Origin of the sequence: Methylovirgula sp. 4M-Z18, from assembly GCF_037890675.1 — a bacterium.
In the GTDB taxonomy this organism is placed as follows: domain Bacteria; phylum Pseudomonadota; class Alphaproteobacteria; order Rhizobiales; family Beijerinckiaceae; genus 4M-Z18.
In genome coordinates, this window is sequence record NZ_CP149574.1 from 2905650 (window position 1) to 2930740 (window position 25091).

Annotated in this window: 28 protein-coding genes; 18 read left to right on the forward strand and 10 right to left on the reverse strand. The window is 61.5% G+C overall.

Features of this window, described 5'->3' with window-relative positions; translation table 11 throughout:
* Position 1 precedes the first annotated feature (1 nt).
* The 3 genes from V9T28_RS13385 to V9T28_RS13395 all read left to right on the forward strand — a co-directional run bounded on the left by V9T28_RS13385 (position 2) and on the right by V9T28_RS13395 (position 2968).
* Positions 2–1219, forward strand: coding sequence for an NAD(P)/FAD-dependent oxidoreductase (locus V9T28_RS13385; RefSeq protein WP_116399426.1), 1218 nt, complete (start codon positions 2–4; stop codon positions 1217–1219).
* A gap of 207 nt (positions 1220–1426) precedes the next feature.
* On the forward strand, positions 1427–1777 hold the full coding sequence (gene hisE, locus V9T28_RS13390) for a phosphoribosyl-ATP diphosphatase (RefSeq protein ID WP_116399427.1): 351 nt from the start codon (positions 1427–1429) through the stop codon (positions 1775–1777).
* Between the two features lie 426 nt (positions 1778–2203).
* Positions 2204–2968 (forward strand): DeoR/GlpR family DNA-binding transcription regulator, encoded by a 765-nt coding sequence (locus tag V9T28_RS13395; protein WP_158554717.1) that lies wholly within the window; start codon positions 2204–2206, stop codon positions 2966–2968.
* Between the two features lie 47 nt (positions 2969–3015).
* Here V9T28_RS13395 and V9T28_RS13400 read toward each other — a convergent pair whose 3' ends face one another.
* Complete coding sequence (locus V9T28_RS13400) at positions 3016–4419, reverse strand: aminotransferase-like domain-containing protein (protein WP_245423919.1); 1404 nt, start codon at positions 4417–4419, stop codon at positions 3016–3018.
* Between the two features lie 188 nt (positions 4420–4607).
* Here V9T28_RS13400 and V9T28_RS13405 point away from each other — a divergent pair, with 188 nt between their 5' ends.
* The 7 genes from V9T28_RS13405 (at position 4608) to V9T28_RS13435 (ending at position 10131) form a co-directional block, all read left to right on the forward strand.
* Positions 4608–5027 (forward strand): DUF983 domain-containing protein, encoded by a 420-nt coding sequence (locus tag V9T28_RS13405; RefSeq protein WP_116399860.1) that lies wholly within the window; start codon positions 4608–4610, stop codon positions 5025–5027.
* Positions 5028–5117: 90 nt separating this feature from the next.
* On the forward strand, positions 5118–5909 hold the full coding sequence (locus V9T28_RS13410) for an NAD kinase (RefSeq protein ID WP_116399429.1): 792 nt from the start codon (positions 5118–5120) through the stop codon (positions 5907–5909).
* Between the two features lie 190 nt (positions 5910–6099).
* Positions 6100–6600, forward strand: a complete 501-nt coding sequence (locus tag V9T28_RS13415; RefSeq protein WP_116399430.1) for a MaoC family dehydratase — start codon at positions 6100–6102, stop codon at positions 6598–6600.
* Positions 6601–6609: 9 nt separating this feature from the next.
* Entirely contained in the window at positions 6610–7494 is an 885-nt protein-coding gene (locus V9T28_RS13420) for an HpcH/HpaI aldolase/citrate lyase family protein (RefSeq protein ID WP_116399431.1), read from the forward strand.
* A 281-nt stretch (positions 7495–7775) separates the two neighbouring features.
* A complete protein-coding gene (locus V9T28_RS13425; RefSeq protein WP_116399432.1) occupies positions 7776–8381 on the forward strand; it encodes a DUF1326 domain-containing protein in 606 nt (201 codons plus the stop codon).
* Positions 8378–9208, forward strand: coding sequence for a DUF2182 domain-containing protein (locus V9T28_RS13430; RefSeq protein ID WP_116399433.1), 831 nt, complete (start codon positions 8378–8380; stop codon positions 9206–9208). Before V9T28_RS13425 ends, V9T28_RS13430 begins: the two co-directional genes overlap by 4 nt.
* Positions 9209–9243: 35 nt before the next feature.
* Complete coding sequence (locus V9T28_RS13435) at positions 9244–10131, forward strand: DMT family transporter (RefSeq protein ID WP_199499987.1); 888 nt, start codon at positions 9244–9246, stop codon at positions 10129–10131.
* A 34-nt stretch (positions 10132–10165) separates the two neighbouring features.
* Here the strand turns inward: V9T28_RS13435 and V9T28_RS13440 are convergent, their stop codons facing one another.
* Positions 10166–10774: a flavin reductase family protein gene (locus V9T28_RS13440; protein WP_116399435.1), complete on the reverse strand. Its 609-nt coding sequence runs from the start codon at positions 10772–10774 to the stop codon at positions 10166–10168.
* A 22-nt stretch (positions 10775–10796) separates the two neighbouring features.
* Positions 10797–11375 (reverse strand): nitroreductase family protein, encoded by a 579-nt coding sequence (locus tag V9T28_RS13445; protein ID WP_116399436.1) that lies wholly within the window; start codon positions 11373–11375, stop codon positions 10797–10799.
* 140 nt (positions 11376–11515) lie between these two features.
* Between V9T28_RS13445 and V9T28_RS13450 the strand changes: the two genes are divergently transcribed.
* The 4 genes from V9T28_RS13450 (at position 11516) to mctP (ending at position 14634) form a co-directional block, all read left to right on the forward strand.
* Positions 11516–12445, forward strand: coding sequence for a hypothetical protein (locus V9T28_RS13450; protein WP_116399437.1), 930 nt, complete (start codon positions 11516–11518; stop codon positions 12443–12445).
* A gap of 37 nt (positions 12446–12482) precedes the next feature.
* A complete protein-coding gene (locus tag V9T28_RS13455; RefSeq protein WP_116399438.1) occupies positions 12483–12719 on the forward strand; it encodes an Lrp/AsnC ligand binding domain-containing protein in 237 nt (78 codons plus the stop codon).
* Between the two features lie 198 nt (positions 12720–12917).
* Entirely contained in the window at positions 12918–13094 is a 177-nt protein-coding gene (locus tag V9T28_RS13460; RefSeq protein WP_116399439.1) for a DUF3311 domain-containing protein, read from the forward strand.
* Entirely contained in the window at positions 13087–14634 is a 1548-nt protein-coding gene (gene mctP, locus V9T28_RS13465) for a monocarboxylate uptake permease MctP (protein WP_116399440.1), read from the forward strand. Before V9T28_RS13460 ends, mctP begins: the two co-directional genes overlap by 8 nt.
* Positions 14635–14667: 33 nt before the next feature.
* Here the strand turns inward: mctP and thrS are convergent, their stop codons facing one another.
* The 4 genes from thrS to V9T28_RS13485 form a co-directional block, all read right to left on the reverse strand.
* The gene (thrS, locus tag V9T28_RS13470; protein WP_116399441.1) at positions 14668–16641 is read right to left on the reverse strand and encodes a threonine--tRNA ligase; all 1974 of its coding nucleotides are present in this window, start codon (positions 16639–16641) and stop codon (positions 14668–14670) included.
* A gap of 106 nt (positions 16642–16747) precedes the next feature.
* Complete coding sequence (locus V9T28_RS13475; protein ID WP_116399442.1) at positions 16748–17239, reverse strand: hypothetical protein; 492 nt, start codon at positions 17237–17239, stop codon at positions 16748–16750.
* A 148-nt stretch (positions 17240–17387) separates the two neighbouring features.
* Entirely contained in the window at positions 17388–18020 is a 633-nt protein-coding gene (locus V9T28_RS13480; protein WP_158554718.1) for a LysE family translocator, read from the reverse strand.
* A gap of 18 nt (positions 18021–18038) precedes the next feature.
* On the reverse strand, positions 18039–18644 hold the full coding sequence (locus V9T28_RS13485) for a LysE family translocator (RefSeq protein ID WP_116399444.1): 606 nt from the start codon (positions 18642–18644) through the stop codon (positions 18039–18041).
* A gap of 110 nt (positions 18645–18754) precedes the next feature.
* Between V9T28_RS13485 and V9T28_RS13490 the strand changes: the two genes are divergently transcribed.
* A complete protein-coding gene (locus V9T28_RS13490) occupies positions 18755–20170 on the forward strand; it encodes an aminotransferase-like domain-containing protein (RefSeq protein WP_116399445.1) in 1416 nt (471 codons plus the stop codon).
* Between the two features lie 10 nt (positions 20171–20180).
* On the forward strand, positions 20181–20960 hold the full coding sequence (locus tag V9T28_RS13495; RefSeq protein WP_116399446.1) for an SIR2 family NAD-dependent protein deacylase: 780 nt from the start codon (positions 20181–20183) through the stop codon (positions 20958–20960).
* Here V9T28_RS13495 and V9T28_RS13500 read toward each other — a convergent pair.
* Entirely contained in the window at positions 20957–21649 is a 693-nt protein-coding gene (locus V9T28_RS13500; RefSeq protein WP_116399447.1) for a methyltransferase domain-containing protein, read from the reverse strand. The two genes, V9T28_RS13495 and V9T28_RS13500, sit on opposite strands and share 4 nt — an antisense overlap.
* A gap of 227 nt (positions 21650–21876) precedes the next feature.
* On the opposite strand from V9T28_RS13500, the gene V9T28_RS13505 reads away from it, so the two are divergent.
* Positions 21877–22662, forward strand: a complete 786-nt coding sequence (locus V9T28_RS13505) for a hypothetical protein (protein WP_116399448.1) — start codon at positions 21877–21879, stop codon at positions 22660–22662.
* 35 nt (positions 22663–22697) lie between these two features.
* Here the strand turns inward: V9T28_RS13505 and yidD are convergent, their stop codons facing one another.
* Positions 22698–23039, reverse strand: coding sequence for a membrane protein insertion efficiency factor YidD (gene yidD / locus V9T28_RS13510; RefSeq protein WP_245423921.1), 342 nt, complete (start codon positions 23037–23039; stop codon positions 22698–22700).
* 206 nt (positions 23040–23245) lie between these two features.
* Here yidD and V9T28_RS13515 point away from each other — a divergent pair, with 206 nt between their 5' ends.
* On the forward strand, positions 23246–24070 hold the full coding sequence (locus tag V9T28_RS13515; RefSeq protein WP_147306395.1) for a MipA/OmpV family protein: 825 nt from the start codon (positions 23246–23248) through the stop codon (positions 24068–24070).
* 72 nt (positions 24071–24142) lie between these two features.
* On the opposite strand, the gene V9T28_RS13520 is transcribed toward V9T28_RS13515, so the two are convergent.
* Positions 24143–25042 carry a LysR substrate-binding domain-containing protein gene (locus tag V9T28_RS13520; RefSeq protein ID WP_116399861.1) on the reverse strand — a complete coding sequence of 300 codons (900 nt, stop codon included), beginning with the start codon at positions 25040–25042 and terminating at the stop codon, positions 24143–24145.
* Positions 25043–25091 lie beyond the last annotated feature (49 nt).

The following is a 25091-nucleotide window of genomic DNA, read 5'->3' on the forward strand; positions in this document are numbered from 1 at the left end:
TATGCCTGTCCCCCCTTACCGAGCTCCCACCCGCACGGCTTACGATATCGTCATCGTGGGCGGTGCAGCGGTTGGTTCGTCAATAGCCTATTGGCTCAGTCAGGCCTTGGGTACGCGCGCGTCGATCTTGGTGGTGGAGCGCGATAGCACCTACACATTCTCCTCGACCGCCTTGTCGACCAGCGCGATCCGGCAACAATATTCGAACCCGATCAACGTGAAGATCAGCCAGTTCGGCATCCAGATCATCCGTGGCTTTCAGGAGCGGATGGCCCCGTTTTATAAGGACGAGATCGCACCCGATCTTGGATTTCGCGAGCACGGCTATCTCTATTGCTGCTCGCCCGAGGGCGTGGAGGCCGCCAGGGCCCGCGTCGACTTGCAGCGCCGCCACGGCGCTCACACAATCTTTCTCGAGCCCGGCCCGCTGAAGGACCGATTCCCGTGGCTCAACGTCGACGATCTCGGCGGCGGCGCCTGGGGATCGCGCGACGAAGGCTGGTTCGATTCCATGGGCCTGATGAACGGCTTCCGCCGCGGCGCCCGCGCCAGCGGCGTCGAATATATCGACAATGCCGTGGCTGGATTGGAGATGGACAAGGGACGTGTCATTACAGCCAGCCTTGCCACGGGCCAAACGATTGCTTGCGGAACCTTGGTCAATGCCGCCGGCCCGCGGGCGCAGCGGGTTGCCGCCATGGCGGGCTTGTCGATCCCGGTGGAGCCGCGCAAACGCTACAGCTTCGTCTTTGCCAGCTCGACGCCGATCCCAGGTCGGATGCCCAATGTCATCGACCTTTCCGGCACCTTCGTGCGGCCGGAAGGCGAACTCTTCCTGACCGGCAACACGCCGCTCGACGATCGGGCGGCGGATTACGACGATTTCGAGATGGATCACTCGGAGTTCGACGAGCGCATCTGGCCGGCGCTATGGCATCGCATCCCCTGTTTCGACGCGCTCAAGGTGCAGCAAAGCTGGACCGGCCATTACGAATACAACACGCTGGATCACAACGGCATCGTCGGCTTCCATCCGGCGGTAAGCAACTTCATGTTCGCCAACGGCTTCTCGGGACATGGCTTGCAGCAATCACCGGCCGTTGGCCGGGCTGTTTCGGAACTGATCATTCACGGCGCATTCCAAACGCTCGACCTGTCGCCGTTCCGGTATGAGCGCATCCCGCGCAACGAACCCTTCCTCGAAGAGGCGGTCATTTGAGGCACGTCCGGCGGCGCATTCGGATAGCAGAAAAAAGAAGAGTCTCGTCACTGAGGTCGTCTGCCCGCCCGTTTCCCAATTTGATTTAACTTAACAAAGGCTTTGTGGCGAACATCACATTTCGTCAACTACTATACCGCTACCATGCTTGTCAGGGGCTGGCGTAGCGATGCGCCGAATCGTGGCTCTCAGACGGGTGGCAGACCCATGGCCGACGCTATCAATCACCTTTACGCAACCGTCCTCGCGGCGCGCGACCGTGATCCCAACGTGTCGCGGACGTCGAAATTGTTCCGTGCCGGCATAACGAAAATGGCGAAGAAACTGGCCGAAGAGGCCTTCGAGGTCGGCCTCGACGCCTTGCGGATGAAGCGCGACGGGGTGATCCTGGAAAGCGCCGATCTGCTCTACCATCTCGCCGTGATCTGGGCCGAGTGCGGCATTACGCCCGAGGATGTGGATGACGAAATCGAGCGGCGCGAGCGCATCTACGGCATCGCGGAAAAGCTTCCCAAACATGGGGCGAACCGGCCGCATCGCGTCAAACTGATCGCTTAGCCGAGAGAGTTTTTTGCAATTTTTACCAAGCTGCCGCTGACACTGGCGCTCGCCCAGCGCTTTAGGGTCGAAACTGCCACTTGTCACTTTTTCCAATGCCGCAGTTGCGCGATCGACCGCGCATGGGCGGGCAAGCCCAAATATCTTGACCGAAAAGCCAAAAGATATCGCGGAGATGCTACAATCGGCTTGGCACTTTGCAACGCTATTGGCCTATATTGCCACACTTGCCGAACCCTCTCGGACAAGGTGTAATGTGCTTACTGTAAAGAGGCTGGTTGTTTTCATCTAAACAGTTTTATTGTGTCGAACCTCTTACCGGCAGTCCCGTCCAGGAGGACATTGTGCGGGCACGCCGCTCAGACTCTTAAAATTATTACATATGAAATCATATTCAATAACATGACAGCAAAAGAGGGACGGCTGATGCTTTCCAACCAGCGGCAGAAAGAAATTCTGCAGGTTGTTAAAGAACGTGGCACGTATAAAATTACCGACCTCGCCGAACGGTTCTCGGTTTCCACCGAGACCATTCGGCGAAATCTGAAATCGCTTGCAGATAAAGGGCTGGTCGCAAAATTTCACGGTGGCGTTACGTTGCCGACGGCCGAGGACGAACCTCCGTTTCAGCGCCGCATGCAATTGAATCGAGAACAGAAGCAACGGGTCGCGGCGGCGGCGGTCGCGCTCATCCGCGACGGCGATTCGCTGATCCTGGACAGCGGGACGACGACCTCTTACGTCGCCGATGCCCTCGCCAACCACACCGGCCTCGTCATTGTCACAAACTCGGCGGATGTCGCCTGCCGGCTCGCATCGCGCAATGACAATCGCGTCTTTCTCGCGGGCGGCGAAATCTCACCGGAGGGCCTTGCCGCCTTCAGCGCGACGGCCATCACTTTCTTGCGGCAGTTCCGGGTCCGCTACACGTTGTTGACGGTCGCCGGTATCAGCGATCGCGGCGATTTTGCGCATTTCCACTTATGGGAAGCCGAGTTCGCCCAAGCGGCGATCGAGCAAGCGGACGAAACCTGGGTCATTGCCGACCACAGCAAATTCGGCCGCAATGCCCCGGTCAGATTGGGCTCTCTCGACGATGTCACGGCGATCATCACCGACCAGCCGCCGCCCGCGTCCTTTGCCGAGCAATGTGCGCTCAAGAACGTCGCGATCTGCCTGCCGCCCGACTGAGCGTGGTGACCATTTAACCTGTGGCCGGATGGCGTCAAAGTAGCCGATCAGACAATTGCCGGCGGCAGCTGCATGGCACCGGCGAGCACATGCGCCAAAAGTTTCAAGCCCTGTTCAAGCGCCGGCTGACTCGCCGACGCGCCAAGCGAAATGCGCAAGGCGTTGGGCGGAGCCCCCACGGCAAAGGCGCCGCTGGTGACCACCGACAGGCCGGCCTGCCGCGCGGCCTGTCCAAAATCCTTGGTCTGCCAGTCAGGCGACAAATGCAGCCAGAGGTGATGTCCTTGCGGATGGGCCCAAAAGTCGAAGCCACTGAGCACGCGGGCCGCAAGCTGTTGACGCGAAGCACTTTCCGCGCGCACGGCTTCGGTCAAGGCGGTCAACGTGCCGTCCTGGATCCAGCGGGTCGCAAGTCCCGTCATCAAAGGCGGCGCCATCAGGTGCGTGGCGCGAATGTCGCCGGCAAGCTGCAGAGCGCCCTCCACTTGGGGCGCCACGACATAGGCCACCCGCAAGGCGGGCGTCGCGCATTTCGCCAAAGTCGCAATATGCCATGTGATGTCCGGCGCGAGCGCCGCGAAGGGCGTCACCGGATCGAGCGGCAGGGCGCCATAGGCGTCGTCCTCGATCAGTGTGACGTCAAAACGGCGGGCGATACGGACGATATCGTCGCGCCGCGCCGCCGGCAAAGTCGCGGTGGTCGGATTGTCGATATGCGGGATGAGATACAGCGCTTCCGGCCGGTGCGCGGCGCAGGACTCCTCGAACGCGGCTGGAACGATGCCTTGCGCATCATAGGCAAGGCCGATCAGCGTGCGGCCTTGCCGCTGGGCGAGCGCGAGCAGGCCCGGATAGGTCACGGCCGCGCAGGCGATTGGTCCGACGCGCGGCAGGGCTGCAGACAAAATACCGGACAAAGCAGCCTGCGCCCCCGACGTCACGAGTAGCCGATCGAGTTCGAGGGTGCCGACCCGTCCTTGCAGGAACTGCGCACCCGCGAGCCGGTCGGCGGCCACCCCCATGCTGCTGTGATATTGCAATTGCAGGAGTCCGAAGGGCGAGGCGAGCAGCGCATCGAGGCCGTCGCGAATACGCTCGCGCAACAAGGCGCCCGCCGGCTGTGGCGGCATGTTCATGCTGAGATCGACGATTCCAGCCGGATCGGCCGATGCCGCATAACGCTCCTTAACCGGCGCGCGGACAAAGCTGCCGCGCTTGGTATGTCCTTCCACGAGCCCCTGGCGGCGCACTTCGTTGAACGCCCGGGTGATGGTCGTGAGATCGACCTGGAACGCCTTGGCCAAATCACGCTGGGCCGGCAGACGGGCGCCCGGCGCGAGCCGGCCGGCGTGAATGTCGGCGATCAGCGCCTGGGCGATCGCCAGATATTTCGGCATGCCGTCAACAACGGGCGGCGGCGTCCATTCGCGATTCTTATTTTTGTCTTGCATTTATCTTCATACAATACCATAAAGCGATCATGAAGCGCTTCATCGAGCGAATTCTCGCCAAAACCTGGTCATCTTTGACCGATTCTCAGCGCAAATTCACCCCTGTAGCGAATCCCCAGATTGAATCATAAACTAGATTGTATGGATTTACAATCCATACAATAAGCCAAAACAAAATGGTGATCATCATGGACCAGCTTCCTGCCACCACACGATCAATTATCCGCACCGGATTGCGCTGCCGCTGCCCGCGCTGCGGCGAAGGCAGATTGTTTCAAGGCTTTCTGAAGATCGCGCCGAAATGCGAGGTCTGCGGCCTCGATTATTCCTTCGCCGATCCGGCCGACGGGCCGGCCTTCTTCGTCATGATGATCATGGCCTTTCCGGTGACGGGCCTTGGCATGTGGATCGAACTCACCTATTCGCCCCCGTTCTGGGTGCATCTCGTGACGACATTTCCCTTTCTTCTCTTGGCCTGCATTCCGATTTTGCGGCCCTTCAAGGGTCTGCTGATCGCGAGCCAATATATCAACAAGGCCGAAGAAGGCCGGCTCGCGCCGCCGCCTTCCCAGGCCGAGATGGGGCATGGCGTTCTGGGGCATCGCTGAAGACGCATCGCGAGGCCGAAGGGCAGCAATTTTGCGTTCCGGCCCGCTTCCGGCTATTGAGTAGGGCCCAAGGCAGCAACGGACCTTCCCATGCCCGGTGACCCCGGACCTTCCTCTCGCGTGCAAAAAATCGCATTTTTGTCGAGCGGCACCGACGAGGCTGACACGGCGCTGCGCCATCTGGTGCATCGCTACGGCAATATGCCCACCACCGACGCGGACGTGATCGTGGCGCTCGGCGGCGACGGTCTGATGCTGCAGACCCTGCACCGGTTCATGGATAAGGGAACGCCGATCTACGGCATGAATCGCGGCTCGGTCGGCTTTCTGATGAACGAATTTCGCGAGGACAGCCTGCTTGAGCGCCTACAGGCGGCGAAGCCCTCGGTCATCCATCCGCTCGTGATGCGCGCGCTCAGTCTGAGCGGTGAGACGCAGGTCAGTCGGGCCATCAATGAAGTGTCGCTGCTGCGGCAATCGTATCAGGCGGCGAAATTGCGTATTTCCGTCGACGGCAAGGAGCGGCTGGCGGAATTGATCGCGGACGGGGTGCTGGTCGCCACGCCAGCCGGTTCGACCGCCTATAACCTTTCCGCCAACGGACCGATTCTGCCGCTGAACGCGCCCCTGATGGCGCTGACGCCGCTATCCGCCTTCAGGCCGCGGCGCTGGCGCGGCGCCCTGGTGCCCGACCGCGCCAAAGTCACCGTCGACGTGCTGGAAGCGGACAAGCGCCCCATCGCCGCCGTCGCCGATCATTTCGAGATCAAGGCCGTCGTGCAGGTCGATGTGGAGATGGACCATTCCACCCGCCTCACGCTTCTGCACGACCCCGGCCACTCGTTGGACGAACGCATTTTGCGTGAGCAATTCGGCGTTTGATGCTAGAGAATTTTCCAGAAAAGTTGCGCGACTTTTCGATTAAGAACCAGCGGTCCGCGCAGCGAAAATGCGACAACACTAAGAAGTAGAGCATTTTGCGATTCTGAAAGAACGCAAAATGCTCTAAGAATCAGGCAGTATCCGGCTCTCTCGCGGAGACGGAAAAAACGCGGCCAGAAGGAATCGGTCCATGTCGACGCCCCATCCCCGCGGCGGTTTATATTATGAAGATTTCGAGGTCGGTCATATTTTCATCCATCGCCTGACGCGCACCGTGACGCAGATGGACAATATGCTGTTTTCCAACATGACACTGAATCCGCAGCCCTTGCATATCGACGCGCATTTCTGCGCGACCGAAACCGAATGGGGCAAGCCGCTGATGAATTCGCTGTTCACGCTCGGACTCATGATCGGCATTTCGGTGAACGACACCACGGTCGGCACGACGATCGCCAATCTCGGCATGAACGACGTCAAATTCCCGGCCCCGGTTTTTGAAGGCGATACCGTGCATTGCACGACGGAAGTGCTGGGCAAGCGCGAGTCGAAATCGCGGCTCAACGCGGGGCTCGTGGAATTTCATCATCGCGCCTTCAATCAGCACAACACGCTCGTCGCCGAATGCCGCCGGCAGGCTTTCATGCTGAAGCGTCCTGTGGCGACGGGCCAAATCGTCAATCCGGTTTAGGGTTTTTTGATGCGCTCATTGCTTTTCGTACCCGGCGACAGCGAAAAGAAGTTGCAAAAGGCGCTGTCTTCCGGCGCGGACGCGTTGCTCATCGATCTCGAAGACTCGGTGGCCGCGAGCAACAAATCTCAGGCGCGGGTGATTGCGGCAGCCTTTCTGGCTGAGGCCAAAAAACTTAAGCCCCATCCGATTTTATTCGTGCGCGTCAACGCGCTCGACACCGGCCTGACCGATGCCGATCTCGACGCGGTGATGGTGCATGCGCCGGACGGCATCATGCTGCCGAAAAGCCTGTCCGGCCAATCGGTCCAGCATCTTGCCGCCAAGCTTGCCGTGCGCGAGGCAGAAAACAATTTGCCCGACGGCTCGACGGGAATCATTGCGATCGCCACCGAAACGGCGTCCTCTTTGTTCCATATGGGCACCTATGCCGGGGCGAGCCGCAGGCTCATTGCATTGACATGGGGCGCCGAAGATCTCTCCGCCGATATCGGTGCGGAAACCAGCCGTCTGAGCGACGGTTCGCTCGCGGCACCCTATCAGCTCGCGCGCACGCTGACGCTACTCGCCGCGACAAATGCCGGCGTTTCGGCGATCGACTCGATCCGCGCCGATTTTCGCGACGCGGCGGCCCTGCGCATCGAATGCGAAGCGGCGCGGCGCGACGGCTTCACCGGCAAAATGGCGATCCATCCGGCGCAGGTCGCCACGATCAACGAAATCTTCACGCCGTCACCCGCCGCCGTGGCGCAGGCAGAAAAAATTGTCGCCGCCTTTCGCGCTCAACCCGATGCGGGTGTGGTCGCCCTGGACGACGAAATGTTCGACCTGCCGCATTTGCGCCGCGCCGAACGCATATTGGCGCGGGCTGAATTAAATGCACCCTCAACGTAGTTCGGGCCAGCGGTGAGGCCCCGCCGGCATCGGGGAAGGCGGCGGGGAAGGGGGAAAAGCGAGACGGTTTTGAGGTAGAAATAGGTGCTCTTATTTTGCCATGCGTGAGTGATTTCACGGATCGGCGTCCGCCTGGCATCATTGTGCGCCTATTCAGCTTCGCTGCGAGGCATTTCCGTGCATTTTGCTCGACGACGCCTTTCGGCAAGCGTATCCTTTGCCCTTCTTGACGCTTCAGCCACGGCGGCGTGCGCCGGTACAGGTCTTCAAGGGAGGATAGTATGAGCTATCATCTGGAAGGTCGTCTGCTCGAAGTATGCAATTGCAACGTTTTGTGCCCCTGCTGGATTGGCGAAGATCCGGACCGCGGCACCTGCGACACCATCGTCGCTTGGCACGTCGACAAAGGCACGATCGACGGCGTCGAAGTCGGCGGCAATACCGTTGCTTGCGTCGCCCATGTTCCCGGCAATATTCTGCAAGGCAACTGGTCTGCTGCGATCTTTGTCGACGACAAAGCTTCGAAAGAGCAGGAGGAGGCGCTGCTCAGCGTCTATAGCGGCAAGGCGGGCGGGCCTGTCGCCGAACTTGTCAAACTCATCGGCTCGATCGTCTCGGTCGAGCGTGCGCCAATCCAGTTTAACGTGGCCAACGGCAGGGGCGTCATCGAGATCGGCAAAGATTATTATGCCGAACTCCAGCCTTATCTCGACGCAACCGGCAGCCGCCAGACCACACTGTCCGACACCGTGTTCTCGACTGTACCAGGTGCGCCGGTCTTCGTCGGCAAGGCCCCGACCTACCGCTCTAAGAATGCGGCGCTCGGTATCGATCTCGACATCAAAAATCACAATGCGCTGCAAAGCACGTTCGTTTTTGACGGATGAGCGCCCTTAGCGGCGCTGACGCGTCACGCGCCCGCCCGTCCAGCGCCCTTCGGCATCGTCGCGTGTTCCTCCCGGTGATCGTCGCACTGGCGCTGTCGGCGTGGGCCGCGCTCTGGGCATGGGGACGCAGTCCTTACGCCGGCTATCTCGACCACAGCGACATCGTGGCGTCGGGTCCAGCGGCGTTTTTGTGCCGCATGGTTCCGGGCGGCAATGTCATCGTGCCCGCCACACTCTATGCCGCCGCGTGGGTATTGATGACCGTGGCGATGATGCTGCCGACCACATTGCCTCTGTTCGGCATCTTCGATCGCTTGACCGCGCTGCGCCGGGACCATGGGCGCCTCATGCTGTTGCTCGGGTTTGGCTATCTGACCATATGGGGCGCATTCGGCCTCCTCGCGCATCTGCTGCATGGCCTGCTCCTGTTCCTAGTCGGAAGCTGGCCCGGGCTCGCGTGGAATGGTTGGCTGATTGGCGCCGCGACCATAGCCATGGCCGGCGCCTTTCAATTCAGCGGCCTCAAGCGCCGATGTCTCGAAAAGTGCCGCATCCCGCTCAGCTTCGTCATCGAACATTGGCGCGGTCGATCGACTTCGTGGCATGCGTATCGGCTTGGCGCGCACCACGGTTTGTTTTGCGTCGGCTGTTGCTGGGCGCTGATGCTCCTGATGTTTGTGGTCGGCGCCGGCAGTCTTGGTTGGATGCTGGCGCTCGCCGTGGTCATGGCCATCGAAAAGAACGTGCCCTGGGGTGTTCATCTCGGCGCGCCGCTTGGCATTGCGCTTCTGTCTTGGGCTACGTTTCTGGTGGCGACCCAGCCATGACACGACCACCCGACAGCGCCGGATCTGAGGTGGCCATGCAAGACGCGCACGCAAATCCGTTGAACTGGCAGACGATGGCCCTTGTCGCGCTGACGATGATGGCGTTTGCCGCCAATTCGCTGCTGTGCCGGATCGCGTTGCGGCAGGAGATTATCGACGCGGCGAGCTTTGCCAGCGTCAGGCTGGTCGCCGGGGCGATCACCCTTCTGCTGATCGTGCGGGCCAGGGCGAGCCCGCCATACGCCGGTGGCGGCGAGTGGCTCGCAGCGACAATGCTGTTCACCTATGTCGTGTTTTTTTCCTTCGCCTATCTCACTCTGCCCGCCGGCACGGGGGCATTGATTTTATTTGGCGGCGTGCACCTCACCATGTTCAGCGCGGGTCTGTACATGGGTGAAAAATTCGGGGCCATCGCCTGGCTCGGCCTAGCCTTGGCCGTCTCGGGGCTTGTCTATCTCGTCTCGCCGGGCGTCGCCGCGCCGGCGCCGCTCGGCGCCGCAATGATGGCGATTGCCGGCGTGTCATGGGGCGTGTATTCGCTGCGTGGCCGCGGTGTCGCCGACCCGCTGGCGGCGACAGCCGGCAATTTCCTGCGCGCGGCACCGCTCGCCCTGGCTTCGAGCGTGATTTTGATCGCACGCGCCCACACCGACGCAACCGGATTCATCCTGGCCCTGACCTCGGGCGCGCTGACATCCGGCGTCGGCTATGCCATCTGGTATGCCGCGCTGCGCAGGCTTTCCGCCACCCGCGCCGCAACCGTGCAATTGTCCGTGCCGCTGATTGCCGCCTTCGGCGGCGTCGCCCTTTTGTCGGAAGCCATCACGCCGCGCCTGCTCGTGTCGTCGGCGGCGATCCTCGGCGGCATTGCCCTGGTCCTGGCAAGCAAGGCGCACCGTAAACCTGAACGGCGCCCCGTGTGAATTTGCGCGGTGGTCGCTGCGTTTTCGTCGCGGGCTATGCTTTCGTTGGCCGCGAAAGCTCGAAAACCGTATCGACCACGGCATAATCGGCATAACCGCAGCGGGCGATGGGCTGCGCCGCAGCCGTGTCGAAACGGCCGTCCTTGAGATAGGCATCGTCGATGTGAACGCCGACAACCTGGCCCAGAACGAGATAGGCGCCCACGCTCGCTCCCCGCAGATCTTTCAGGTCGATGATCTGCAACAATTTGCATTCCAACGCGCAGGGGCTTGCCGCAACACGCGGCACATTCACGATTTCCGATTCGGCCATGACGAGGCCGGCATGGGCGAATTCGTTCTCGCCGCGCGGCAAGGGCGCCGAGGTCCGGTTCATCGCATCGCGCAGGGCGAAGGTCGCCATGTTCCACACGAACTCTCCGGACTCGGCGATGAAGGCGAGGCTGTCCTTCCGCCCCTCGCTGGAGAAGCCCAGGATCCCGGGCCGCGAGGCAAAGGCGTTGAAGAAGCTGTAGGGAGCGAGATTGACGTCGCCCTTCAATGAGCGCGACGAGACCCACCCGACCGGGCGCGGCGTGATCATCGCTTTGAACGGGTCGTGCGGCAGAAGGCTCTTATCGCGGGCTTCGGGTTCATAGAACATAGGGCTGCCTCAGATCCTGGCCTCAGGGCGCGAAACGCGTGGTGATCTCGGCGAGATCGGGCCGCACCCGATCCTCGGGCTTCTGATCGAAGCGGCCGATATGCACGAACCCGGCCATTTGCTCGTGCTCGTTGACGCCCAAGGTTTCGAGCACGCGGCGATCATAGGCATACCATTCGGTCAGCCAGGCAGAGACGAAGCCCATGGCGTTGGCGGCGATCGTCAGGTTCATGCAGACCGCGCCGGCCGACATCTGCTGCTCCCACACCGGAATTTTCACATGCGGCGCGGCGCGGGATACGACCCCCACCACCAGAGGCGCCCGTGCGAGGCGGGTCCGCTCAATCTCCAGCGCCTCGGGCGTCGCGTGCGGATTGTCGGCCTGGAACACACTGGCGATCAGCGCCCCTGCCCGCTCGCGCGCCGCCCCTTCGAACACGATGAAGCGCCAAGGGGCGAGCTTGCCGTGGTCGGGAACCCGGGCGGCGATGGTGAGCAGCGTGTTGAGCTCCTCCGGCGTCGGGCCAGGTCCGCGCATGGCGAGCGGCGCCACCGAGCGGCGGGTCTGCAAGAGTTGAAGGATGGTCTGGTCGCCGGACATAATCACTCCACAATCGCGACGGAAAAGCCATCACTTGGCGCCCGGCTCGCATAAGGTCAAGCGGGTTCAACCGGAATAGCCGGCGGCCTTGATGATTTGAGATTGACGCGCGCGGCAATTCGGATGATGCAGAACGCAATATGACACGCTTATTTTTCCGCATTTTAGCCCTAACGGCGCTGCTGCTCGCTGGCGCCGGGCTGGCCCGCGCCGAGGGCCCCGTCGCCACTGCACCGGTCGCAGCCACCACGCCACCGGCAGCGGGCAAGGGTCTCTTGATTTTGAGTGCGACCTACGCGGACGAGGCGGAGCCGATCCGGGCCGGTGTCGTATGGCGCATCTTCAACCGGCATCCGGAAGCCGACGGCAGCCATCCGCTGGTCGCCCAGACCGACGACGCCCTGCCCTCGCTGACCCTGCCTTACGGCGATTATGTCGTCCATGTCGCCTATGGCCTCGCCAGCGCGACGCGCAGCGTGACGGTCGGGGCGCAGCCAGCAAGCCAGCGGATCGCGCTGAATGCCGGCACGCTCAAACTCATCGGCGTGCTCGGCGACAAGCCGATTCCGGCCAACCTGCTGTCGATTTCGCTCTATGTGCCGGAGCGCGGCAACTCGGAGGCCAAGCTCGTCATGTCGAATGCCCATCCGGGCGACATCATCGGGCTGCCGGAGGGCAATTATCACATCGTCTCCACCTATCTCGACAAGGTCGGCGTCGGCGCGCTCAATGCCGGCAACAGTGCGACCAATTCGGTGGTCGAGGCGGATATTCGCGTGCCGGCCGGCCAGATGGTCGAGGCGACACTCAAGCATCGCGCCGCCTTGATCACGTTGAAACTCGTCGACGGCCCCGGCGGCGACGCGCTCGCCAATACGAGCTTCACGGTTTTGACGCCGGGCGGCGACGTGATCCGCGATCTCATCGGCGCCTTCCCGTCGCTCATTCTCGCCGAAGGCGAGTATGTGGCCATCGCCCGCAACAACGACCGGACCTATCAGACCGTATTCAAGGTGCAGTCTGCGCAGGACCAGGATGTGGAAGTCCTGACCAAATCGGCGATGGAATAGCTTGCAAAATCCCCCGCCCGTACGGATGATAGACGCCATGCAGACATTTTTCGTGCAAATCAAATGCATGCTGGGCAAGACCTATGCGGTCGCCAGCGCCCTTGCAGAGGCGGAGATCGCCTCGGAAATCTATTCGACCGCAGGGGACTACGACATCCTGGCCAAGTTCTATGTGGAAAAGGACATCGATATCGGCCATTTCGTCGGCGAGCACGTGCAGATCATTCCCGGCATTGCCGATACGCGGACCATCATCACCTTCAAGGCCTTCTGAACTGACCGCGGCCTTCCAGGCCACGTACATCCGGGCAAAAACCGCAGGTTTGCCCCGATGCCAGCGCAGGCAGCCGCCCATCATGCGCCCTGGAAGGCCGCGCTCCTTTCATTCTTGATCTTGACAGCAAATCCCGCCACGATGGACTTAACGTGGCCCGACTCATAAGTCGGGTCCGACTCGTTTAAGGGGGGAACAGTGAAATATTTGCTCTTATTGATACCCTGCGTGCTGGCGCTCTGGGTACCGCTTTATAATGCGACCGAACCGCAATTCTTCGGCTTTCCGCTGTTTTACTGGTTTCAGATGGTGATGATCCCGATATCGGCTGGCTTCATCTATCTCGCCTATCGGGGAGATGGCGCCAATGGATAAGATCAATTGGGTTGCAACCTCCGTTTTCGTTTTCTTCTTTGTCCTCGTCACGATCATCGGCTTCATGGCCTCGAGGTGGAAATCGGCGGACCTCGACCATATCCATGAATGGGGCCTCGGGGGCCGGCGCTTCGGCGCCTGGATCACCTGGTTCCTGCTCGGCGGCGACCTTTACACCGCCTATACGGTGATCGCGGTGCCGGCACTCGTCTATGCGATCGGCGCTTATGGCTTCTTCGCCGTGCCGTATACGATCATCGTCTATCCGTTCATCTTCCTCACCATGCCACGGCTGTGGAACGTCACCCACAAGCACGGCTACATCACGGGAAGCGATTTCGTCGAAGGCCGCTACGGCAACAAATATCTTGCCCTCGCCGTTGCCTCCACCGGCATTCTCGCGACCATGCCCTACATTGCCCTGCAACTCGTCGGGATGGAAAAAGTCATTCAGGCGCTCGGCTTTCCGAGCAGCGACGAGGCGCCATGGCTCGGCCACCTGCCCCTCACCATCGCGTTCGTCATTCTTGCGCTTTACACCTACAAGAGCGGCTTGCGCGCGCCGGCGATGATCGCTTTCGTGAAAGACATCATGATCTATGTCTTCGTGATCGCCGCGATCATCGTCATCCCGTATAAGCTCGGCGGCTATGGCGTGATCTTCGACGCGGCGAGCAAAGTCTATGATGCAAAGGTTGCCGCCAAAGCCGTGCCGGCCGCGGGCATCTTGCTACAGCCCGGACAGATCTCGCCTTACATCACCCTCGCGATCGGCTCCGGCATGGCTCTGTTCATGTATCCACACTCGCTGACGGGAACGCTCTCGGCGTCCAGCGCCGATGCGATCCGCCGCAATGCGATCGGCCTGCCGGCTTATTCGCTGGTGCTGGGCCTGATCGCGCTGCTCGGGCTGATGGCCCATGCCGCCGGCATCCAGGTGAAGAACCCGCAAGACGTCGTGCCGCAGCTCTTCCTGAAGATGTTTCCCGATTGGTTTAACGGCTTCGTTTTTGCCGCCATCGCCATCGGCGCGCTTGTGCCGGCGGCAGTGATGTCGATCGGCGCGGCGAACACATTCACTCGCAACATCTGGAAGCCCTTCATCAATCAGCACATGAGCGCGCAGCAGGAAAGCAACATGGCGAAACTGCTCTCGCTGATCGTCAAGGTCGGCGCGCTGCTGGTGATCTTCTTCATGCCGACCAAATTCGCGCTCGATCTGCAATTGCTCGGCGGCGTGTGGATGATTCAAATCTTCCCGGCGATCATCTTCGGTCTTTACACACGCTTTTACAGCGGCTGGGCGCTGCTCGGCGGCTGGGCTGCGGGCTTTCTCGTCGGCACGGCGCTGTCATGGGGCCCGACCGCCTGGTTGCCGGTGAGCAACTTCTTCGGGCTGCTGCCGTTCAACGCCTATAACGGCCTGATGTCCGTGACGATCAATATACTCGTCGCAACCGTGCTGGCGCTCGTGCTACCCAATACGGCGCAGGACGAGACGAGGGCCGCGGATTTCGAGGATGCCGTCAAGGCCGCGTGAATCCCTTCTCCCCGCTTGCGGGGAGAAGGGATTTCACGCTCTTTTCACATCCGGCGGTACGGCTTCCTTGCGCAGCAACGCGATCGCCTCATCCATCGTCAGGGTCACTTGCGCTTGCGAGCCGAGACGGCGGATCGTCACGGTCTTCTGCTCGGCCTCGCGCTTGCCCACCGCGAAGATCACCGGCACTTTGGCGAGCGAATGTTCGCGCACCTTGTAGCTGATCTTCTCGTTGCGCAGGTCGGCGCGGCCACGTAAGCCCGCGGCGAGCGCAGCCTCGGTGACGCGCTCGGCGTACTCATCGGCTTCCGATGTGATCGGGCAGACCACGAGCTGTTCGGGCGCCAGCCACAGCGGGAAATGGCCAGCATGGCTTTCGATCAGAATGCCTAAGAAACGTTCCAGCGAGCCGACAATCGCGCGATGCACCATCACCGGCTGCTTCTTCTCGCTGTCGGCATCGATATAGAAAGCGCCGAACCGCTCCGGCAAATTGAAGTCGACCTGCGTCGTGCCGCATTGCCAGTCGCGGCCGATCGCGTCCTTGAGCGTGTACTCGAACTTCGGCCCGTAGAACGTGCCTTCGCCCTCGTTGATGCCAGCGCGGATGCGCCCACCCGACTCGCGTACCATGCGATCCAGCGCCTGCTTCAGGATCGTCTCGGCATGGTCCCACATCGCATCGGTGCCGACACGCTTTTCGGGCCGCGTCGCGAGCTTGACCTCGACATGTTCGAAGCCGAAATCGGCATAGACCGACATCATCAGATCGTTGATCTTGAGAATCTCCGCTTCGAGCTGGTCCTCGGTGCAGAAGATATGCGCATCGTCCTGCGTGAAGCCGCGCACGCGCATCAGCCCGTGCAACGCGCCCGAAGGTTCGTAGCGATGCACCGCGCCGAATTCGGCAAGCCGGATCGGCAGGTCGCGATAACTCTTCAGCCCATGCTTGAAAATCTGCACGTGCCCCGGGCAGTTCATCGGCTTCAGCGCGAAGACGCGTTGGTCCGCATCCGGGTCCTGCGGCCGGATCATCGCGGACGCGGATTTGGCCGCGAACATATTGTCGGAATACCAGCCCCAATGGCCGGATGTTTCCCACAAGGACTTGTCGAGCAATTGCGGCGCATTCACCTCGTCATACGTACCGTCCAGGCGCCGGCGCATATAGGCGATGAGCGTCTGGAACATGCGCCAACCCTTGGCGTGCCAGAATACGACGCCCGGTCCCTCTTCCTGGAAATGGAAGAGATCCATTTCACGGCCGAGCTTGCGATGGTCGCGCTTCTCCGCCTCCTCGATCTGCTTGAGATGGGCGTCGAGATCTTCCTGTTTCGCGAAGGCCGTCGCGTAGATGCGTGTCAGCATCGGCTTGGTGGAATCGCCGCGCCAATAGGCGCCCGCCACTTTCATCAGTTTGAACGCGCTGCCGATCTTGCCAACGCTCGTCATATGCGGGCCGCGGCACAGGTCCATCCACGCGCCCTGGCGGTAGATCTTCAAATCCTGATCGGCGGGAATGGTCTCGACCAGCTCGACCTTGAACGCTTCGCCGGTCTTCTCGAAATGCGCAATCGCCTGATCGCGCGTCCACACTTCCTTGGTGAACGGCGCGTCATGCGCGATAATCTCGCGCATCTTCTTCTCGATGGCGGCGAAGTCGTCGGGCGTGAACGGGGTCGCACGATAGAAATCGTAATAGAAACCGTTGTCGATCACCGGGCCGATCGTGACTTGCGTGCCCGGGTGAAGCGTCTGCACGGCTTCCGCCAGCACGTGGGCGCAATCGTGGCGGATGAGTTCGAGTGCGCGCGGATCCTCGCGCGAGATGAACTCGACCTTCGCATCTTTCTGGATCGGGTCGGCAAGGTCGCTCAAAACCCCGTCGAGAACCATCGCGACCGTGCGCTTGGCGAGAGAGGGGGAAATGCTTTTGGCGATATCGGCGCCGGACATGCCGACTTCATAGGCGCGCGAGGCGCCATCGGGAAAGGTGACGTTAATCATAATGACTCCATTCGGCTCACTCGCCGAAACCAATCGGCGTAAGCGTAGCGGAGGTGCCTATAGCAGGCGGAAAGCTGCAGGAAAAGGGGGCTGGGTTCTCTCGGGGCTATCGAGACGAGTAGAGTTCTCGGATAATGTTGGTGACAATCCCGAACTGAGTCAGAAACATCGGCGGATTCAAGACAGTGTCACTGCCATGGGCAAACATGTTGCGTATTTTGTGCAGATGATCGATCGGCGTAACAATCAAGTTCTGTTTCTTGGCCACCTTTAGCAACTCATTGAGCATTGCTGGATGCGGCTTGCCCCTCTTATTCACTCTTCCGGCGAACTGATGTCCGATGCGTTCGCGCAGAGCCAATTCAAGACAAGGAAATGTTTGGCTAGCTGCTAGAGACAGGAGGTCATACGAGAAATAGGCATAAATATAGGCGTGTCGAATCGCATCATGTGCGTGCCGCACTTTGTCAGGCACGACCTCCGGAAGCTCGAATCTGCGCATATCCTCGTGCAGGTCCTCAAGTGTGTTCGCAACAAAACCTGCTGTTCCCGAAAAATACGGGTCGGGCCTATTTAAGTCTAGCGCGCTCTTAAACATGGCATCTCTCTGCTTCTACTGCGAATACACAGTATTGCGAGATAATAATACGCATATTCTGAGCAAAAATTAAAAGGCCGCGCGTTCCCCGCTCGCAGACGTCCGTCTACAATCGACAGTTCTCTGCGGCTCAAACAGGGGCAAAATCTCACGAGGCTACCAGCCGTGCACCGATCGCGGCATAGAAAAACGCCATCGCACCGCTGATCTTGCGTCGCTGCCGCGCGTAAAAGGTGACTGCGGCAGACGTGGAAAAGGCGATGGCATAGGCGGTGAAGATCACCATGCCGAGGCAGGAACATGCGGCAATGATCCACAGACCGAACCGCTGATCGGCATCCGGCGGCAGGCCCAATGTGATTACCGACATCCAGACGAGAATCGCCTTGGGATTGGTGAGATGCAGTCCAAGGCCGCGCAGGAAATGCGAACGGACGCTCTGCGCCCGCGGCTTTTCGCCCGACGGCATCGGGGCGAACGAAGCGTCATTGCGCCGGCACGCGCGCAAAGCACGCCACGCGAGCCAGAACATATAAAGGCCGCCGGCGATCTTGAGCCAGATCAGCGCATGCGCATAGGTGAGCATCAGCGCACCGAAGCCTAAACCCGCGACAAGTCCCCAGGTGAGCGATCCGCCGATCACACCGCAGGCCAGCGCGAGCCCGGCCCGGCGCCCCGACTGCATCGACGTCATCATGATCGTCATATTCGCGGGACCCGGACTGGCCGTGCCGATCACATAGGTCGCGAAGGCAATCGCTATATAGGAGCCCATACTCATCGCCATTCTCCTCGCAAATCAAACCGCGCCCTCGAACAACAACGGCACGAGCGATGCGACCAGCAGCAGCGCCATACCGACATTGAACACGCGGACATAATTCGGATTGGTGAAGTAGCGGCGCAGCACCGTGCCGAAGGCCGCCCAGCTAACGACGCAAGGCCAATTCACGAGGCCGAACAGCAAAGCCACGATCAGCACATTCCAATAGAAATCCTGCTGCGGCGTATAGGCGGTGAGCACACCCATCACCATGACCCAGACCTTCGGATTGACCCATTGAAAGGCCGCAGCCTGGAGGAAGGTCATGGGCTGGCCCGCTTGCGCCTCCCCGTGCATCGCGCCCGAGCGCGCAATCTTCCAGGCGAGATAAAGGGTATAGGCGATGCCGGCATAGCGCAGCGCGAGATGGATCGGCGGGTAGGTGATGAACAGCGTGCCGACGCCCAAGCCGACCACGATCACCACCACGTCAAACCCGACCGCCACGCCGAGCGTGTGTGGGATGGTGCGCCGGAAGCCGAAATTGACCCCGGAGGCGAGCAGCATCGTGTTGTTTGGGCCCGGCGTGATCGAGGTCACGAAAGCATAGGCGATGAGGGCGAGAGCAAGATCGACAGTCATGATGGATGTATCCGGCCGCCAGTCCGTGGCGGTTGACCCATTATAGAAATCGTGACACTTCTGAAAATATCGAATAGTGTACCGTTACACTATTCCTCAAGATCCAAACCATGCGCCTCGCCTCCCCCTGGACCCCACGCATCGCCGCCGGCGCCGCACCGGCCTATGAGCGTCTGATCGCCGCACTGGTCGAGGATATTACCGCAGGCCTTATCCCCGCGGGCGCGCGGCTCCCGGCCCACCGGGAGCTCGCCTTCCAGCTCAAGATCGGCCTCGGCACCGTCACCAAAGCCTATGGTATGTTGGAGCGGCGGGGCTTGGTGCAGAGCATGCATGGCCGCGGCATGTTCGTGGCGAGCGGCTGGGTGCGGGAGCAAGGGCGCGCCTGGATTGGCGGCCTTCATCACGGCGACGCAAGGCCGAGCATCGATCTTGCCATCAATATTCCGCCGCAAGCTTTGAGCAACCGCCTGCTGACAGCAACCTTTTCGCTGCTCGCCAAAAAACTCCATGCTGACGACTTCGGCCGCTACCGGCCGGCGATCGGCCTGCCCACCCATCAGATACTGCTCGCGCGCTATCTGGCGACACGCGGCCTCGAGGTCGCGCCCGAAACCTTACTTCTGTGCCATGGTGCGCAGCACGCCCTCGCCGTCGCCTTCAAAGTGGCCTGTCCGCCGGACGGCCTGCTGCTGACCGAGGCGTTCACCTTTCCCGGCGCGATCGCGCTGGCCCGCAGCATGAACCTGACGGTGCAGACATTGGCGATGGACAATGAAGGCATCACACCGCACGCCTTCGAGCAGGCTTTGCGCGCCCGCGAAGCCGCGGATCGTCCCGTCGCGCTTTACACCATTCCGACCCTGCAGAACCCGACGGCGGTGACGATGGGTGAGAAACGCCGGCGCGACATCGTCCGGCTCGCGCGGCGCCATGGCGTCACCATTATCGAAGATGACGTCTATGCGATTTTCGCGCCCGACGGTGTGCCACCCCTGGCGCAGCTCGCGCCGGAGCGCACCTTGCACGTCACCGGCTTTTCCAAGACGATGAGCCCGGGCTTGCGCGTCGGCCTCGTGACCACTCCGCCGGTCATGAGCACGTCTGCGATCGCGGCGCTGCAAGCGACCAGCACCATGGCCTCGCCGATCTCCTGCGCCATCCTGGAACAATGGCTCACCGACGGCACGGCCACATCGATCGAGGCGGCCATTCGCGCCGAGGCCCTTGCGCGCATGGATCTGGCACAGGATCTTTTGGGCCGCGCTTGGCTGCACCAACCCAACCCCGGCTTTCACATATGGCTGCCGATGGCGGCGGCGCAGGCGGATCGCATCGTTCACGAGGCCGCCGCCGCAGGCGTCATTCTCACGCCGGCCGCCGCATTCACGACGGATGCGAGCGCGCGCGACAGCGGCTTGCGCCTGTGTTTAGGTGGGCCGACACGCGACGAGCTGACGCTCGGGTTGAAGATCGTACGGCGATTGCTCGACCAATCCCAATCGGCGATGCGGCAGGTGATCTAGAAGGCCGGCAATGGACACGTTCGACCTGCACCCCGACCTCGTTCCCGCCTTTCATGCGATTCTTCGCAAGGCGCGGCGTATCGTTGTTTTCACAGGCGCCGGCGCATCGGCCGAAAGCGGCATTCCGACCTTTCGCGACGCGCAAGTCGGTCTGTGGCACCGCTTCCGCCCGCAAGACCTTGCGACGCCGGAAGGCTTCTTGCGCGATCCCGCGCTTGTCTACGGCTGGTACGAATGGCGGCGCGCGAAAGTCGCCGCCGCCGAGCCAAATGCCGGCCATCGCGCCATTGCCGCATGGGCGCAAACGCGCGACGTCACCGTGATCACCCAGAATGTCGACGATTTGCACGAACGGGCCGGAAGCTCCAGGGTGATCCATCTGCACGGCAGCATTTTCGCCGCCCGCTGCTTCGACTGCGGCGCCGCGTACAAGCTGCCTCCACCAAGTGTCGACGCCGCCGGCACGGGCGAAGCAATGGACCCGCCGCGCTGCGCCGCGTGCAACGGCCTGATCCGCCCCGGCGTCGTCTGGTTCAACGAAAATCTCCCGCAGCGCGAATGGGCCAAAGCGGAAGAATTATGCCGGACGGCGGATCTCTTGCTGTGCATCGGCACGTCGGGCCTCGTCTATCCCGCCGCCGGTCTGCCGCAAGTGGCGGCGCAGGCTGGCGCGCCGATCGCGCAGATCAATCCGGAAGCCACCGATCTCGACGCGCTCGCGGATTTCAACATCCGCGGCACCGCCGGCAAAATCATGCCGCGGCTCGTCGCGGCGGCGATGCAGGGCTAGACCCGTATGTCCGCGGGGCTCACCCGGAAGATGCTAGTGCCCGTATAGGTGCGCCAATGATGCGCCGGAATATTGGCTTCTTCCAGCACGGCTTCCGGGAAACTCCGGGTCAGATCGTACTCCGCCGGAATGCTGAACAGCATGCCGATCGTCTCTTGCAGAAAGTCGCGGCCGAAGCGGCGCACATGCAGCGTGTCGCCGAATTTCGCGAGTTTTTCCTCGTGCGTGCCGTGGATCAATTCGTCCGAGAAATGGCCCGGCAGTATCGGCATGCTGAACAGCATCGTCCCGTCCGGCTTCAGCGCGGCGGCCAGGCGCAGCAGCACCGCGCTGTAATTGCCCTCGATATGTTCCAGTACGTGATTGTGCAAGATCAGATCGAAATAGCCGCGCGGCAGGTCGAACAGGTCGCGGGTGAGGTCGAAGCGCTCGACACCGAGGCCGGGGTAGAGCTCGGGATTGATGTCGCAGCAGCGGTAATTCTCGCCCCCGATCCCGCGCAGCAGTTTCGACAAGCCACGCTCGGGCGCGAAATGCAGAATCCGCGCGCCCGGCTGAAGCGCCAGCTTGTGCTGGATATGCAACCCTGCGACCCGCGTGCGCTCGAGCGAACCGCACGCGGTGCAACGCACCTTCGGCCGCTTCGGCATGTCGCTAAATTCCGTGCCGCCACAAAGGTTACAGCGCATGAAAGCCCGCTCCGGTTCGAATCGCTCCGGCCCGCCAGGGCCGGTTGACACTTATAGAGAGGCGTTGGACGAGGTCAAAAATGCTGGCAATCAGCACAAGGCGGGCCATCGCAAAATTGCCTTAAAGGGCGAAAAGAAAGCATGTCCTTGGGCGAGCGGCCCTTGCCCTGGAGCCGACGCATGGGGCAAGAGTGATACGCTCGAAATTCTCTCCGGCCGGGTAAGACATGAAATACTTTCGTCTCCTGATCTTGGTCCTGGCCGCCGCCGTCGGCGGCTATGTGGGGTGGCATTATACCGTCGCGCCGCAAACGCCGCTCTGGCCGTCCTTGAGCCCAACCGATGCTTCGCAGCACTCGACCGAACCTGCGAGCGCTGGTCCCGGCCTTGAAGTCTACGATACGTTCTACCAAAAACTCGACGCCGCCTTCCCCGGCGAGCGTGAGCGGATCAACGCGGCCTTCCATCCGGCCACGCCCCTGCCCGAGGGCGCGACCGACACGGACGCCGCCATGCTGAACCTGATCCAGAACCTGCGCGCCGAACGCAGCATCCTGGAAGCGAAGGCACAGACCGACAAGATGCTGGCGATTTTCGCCGTCCAAGGCACGATCCTGGGCGAGCTCGGCAAGGCCGACCCGCGCCTGTGCGGCGATTTTCTCTACGGCACCACGTCGCCGGCATTCCTGGCCTTTGCCGCCCACCACCGCGATCTCATCACCAAAATGGCCCAAGCCAATCTCGATGCGATGGTCGACGGCAAAGCGAGCAATGTCGAGCGCAGCCGCCCGACCGAGCAGGACATCAGCGTTCTGGAAAATTCCTTGACCGCCCGAGGCCTCAGCAAAGCGGAAATCGATCACCTGGTCGACAATACGATGCCGGCGGAGCCGATTCCCGACGACCGTCTCTGCGCCATCGGCAAGATTCACATGGATGTGCTGCAGCAGCTCTCCGAGCCGGCCCGATCGAATATTTTATCGGCCATGATCAATTTGATGTCAGGCGGATAGAACGTCGTCTGGAATTCCTCAGACGATGCGATGAATCAGGCGTGCTCATCCGCCCCACGGCCCTCCGGCGGCACCGCCTCGCAAACCGGGATTTGCCGCCACGCGCCGTAGCGCCAGGGCCTGTCCCATCGGGCATCGGCCGGCAGATCGCGCGGCAACGGATCGAAGCCCGATGCGCCCCACGGATGGCAGCGGCAGATGCGCGCCAAGCCGATCCAGCTCCCGATCCACAATCCGTGCCGCTGAATGGCCTCGTCCGTGTAAGCGGAGCACGTCGGCAGATAGCGGCAGTGCCGTCCCAGGAAGGATGACAAGGTGACCTGATAGGTCCGGATCACGCCATGACCCAACAGGCGCGGCAGGCGGGGTAAGTCCAACATCGCCCTAAAATAGGCAGCTCCAACGCCGCATCCAAGCCCCAAAACAATGATCCTCCGACGTGTGGCAAAATCGGCTCGCTTGTCGGCAAGCGGGTGGCAAAAATGCGGCGCGCCACATGTTTACCGGAAATTCACCGCATTTGGTCGCACGATATTAAACATTGTCCGGTCACCCTCGCGGCGCCCGTTAAGGAGTTTTTATTGTGTCTCGTTCCTTATTTTTCATGATTTTAGCTGCCGGCGCACTGACCACGTCGGCAAGTTTGGCGCAGCAGGCCGATCTCGATTCGTCCGCGCCCTATTGGACCGTGACGGTGAAAGGCACCGTCGGCCTGACGCCGGCCTATATCGGCTCCAGCGATTTTCTCCCCTATGGCACGCCCGGCATTTCGTTTCGCCGTGCTGGAACACCCGCCAGCTTCAGCGCGCCGGACGACGGCGTCAGCCTGGCCATACTCGATATGGGTTGGATCAAGGCCGGCCCGGTCGTCCGCTACATTGCCCCCCGCAGCCACCATGATTATTCCGAACTGACCGGCTTGAAGACCATCAATTGGGCACTTGCGGCGGGCGGCTTCGTCGATGTGTGGGAAACACCCAATTTCCGCAGCCGCGTCGAACTGATGCGCACCATGCACGAGCAGCAAGGCTTCATCGCCAAGCTCGGTGAGGACTGGGTCACCTTCAACGGCCCCTGGACCTATATGATCGGCCCCCGACTCCAATTCGGCAACGATCATTACACCAGCACCTATTTTTCCGTGACCCAGCAGGAATCGCTGGCGACGCTTGGAAACGCCAACTTCTTGCCAGCCTATCACGCCAAAGGCGGCCTCAATTACCTGGGTGTCGCCGGTTCGGTCACCTATGATTGGTCGAAGCAATGGAGCACCACCGCTTTTGCCGGCTACAATCGCCTGACCCAAAGCGCCGCCCGCAGCCCGATCACCAATGTCACCGGCTCGCGCAACCAGTTCACCTTTGGCGCGACGGTCGCTTATTCGTTCGATATGAAGCAGTTCTGGTGAAGTTATATGTAAGGTGAAGAAAATTACATATTATACTGATATTATTTTGCAATCTACTCACGCATCATCCCGTCACACCAGCCAATCGCGCGGCAAGGTCTCGCGCAAAGCTTGAACCATGATTGCGGCGAGATGGGCCGCGGTTGCGCTCGGTTCCTTCTCGGCCCGATGCAGCACCAGTCCGAGCGATGGCAATTGCGGCAAGCCGTGAGCTACAGGGTCAAGCACGCGGATCGTTTGCGGATGCCCCACCGGGGTGCGCAACGCGATGCCGAGCCCGGCCGCCGTCGCCGCCCATAGGCCGCCAAGGCTCGGGCTGACAAAGGACAAGCGCCACGACAAGCCTTGCCGATCGAGATGCTCGACCGCGACGGCGCGCAGGACGCAGGGCGCTTCCAGCGCCACGAGCGGCAACGGATCGCCGCTCCCCGCATGCGAGACCGGCTCCCCCTCGGCCGCCGCCAGCCAGCACAGCGGCAATGCCGCGATCCGCTCGGTCGTGGCGAAGCGGCTGCCATCGTCCCAAGCCAGGGCGAGATCGAGACTGCCGGAGGCGATCTTGTCGACGAGCTCGTTGTTGCGGGCAATCCGCCCCTCGATCCGCACTTTGGGATGCGCGCGGGCGAAGCGGCCAAGCACCTGCGGCAGCAAGGTTTCGCCGAAATCCTGCTGCAGGCCGAGGCGGATCCAGCCCTCGAGCTCGACACCGCGCACGGCACTCACCGCCTCGTCGTTGAGCTCGAGAATGCGCCGGGCGTAAGACAGAAGCGCCTCGCCGCCGTCGGTCAGCGTCAGGCCACGGCCGGATTTGCGCATCAGCGGCACGCCCGCCTGCTCTTCGAGCTTCTTGAGCTGCGCGCTCACCGCCGACGTGGACCGCCCGAGACGGTCGGCGGCGCGGGCGAATGACCCGGCATCCACGCCCGTCATGAAGCTGCGCAGGGAATCCATATCGAGGTTGGTGAAGCGCATCGCAATCATCCTGATTTTCAGGATTATTTGTTCAAAATAATCCAATTTT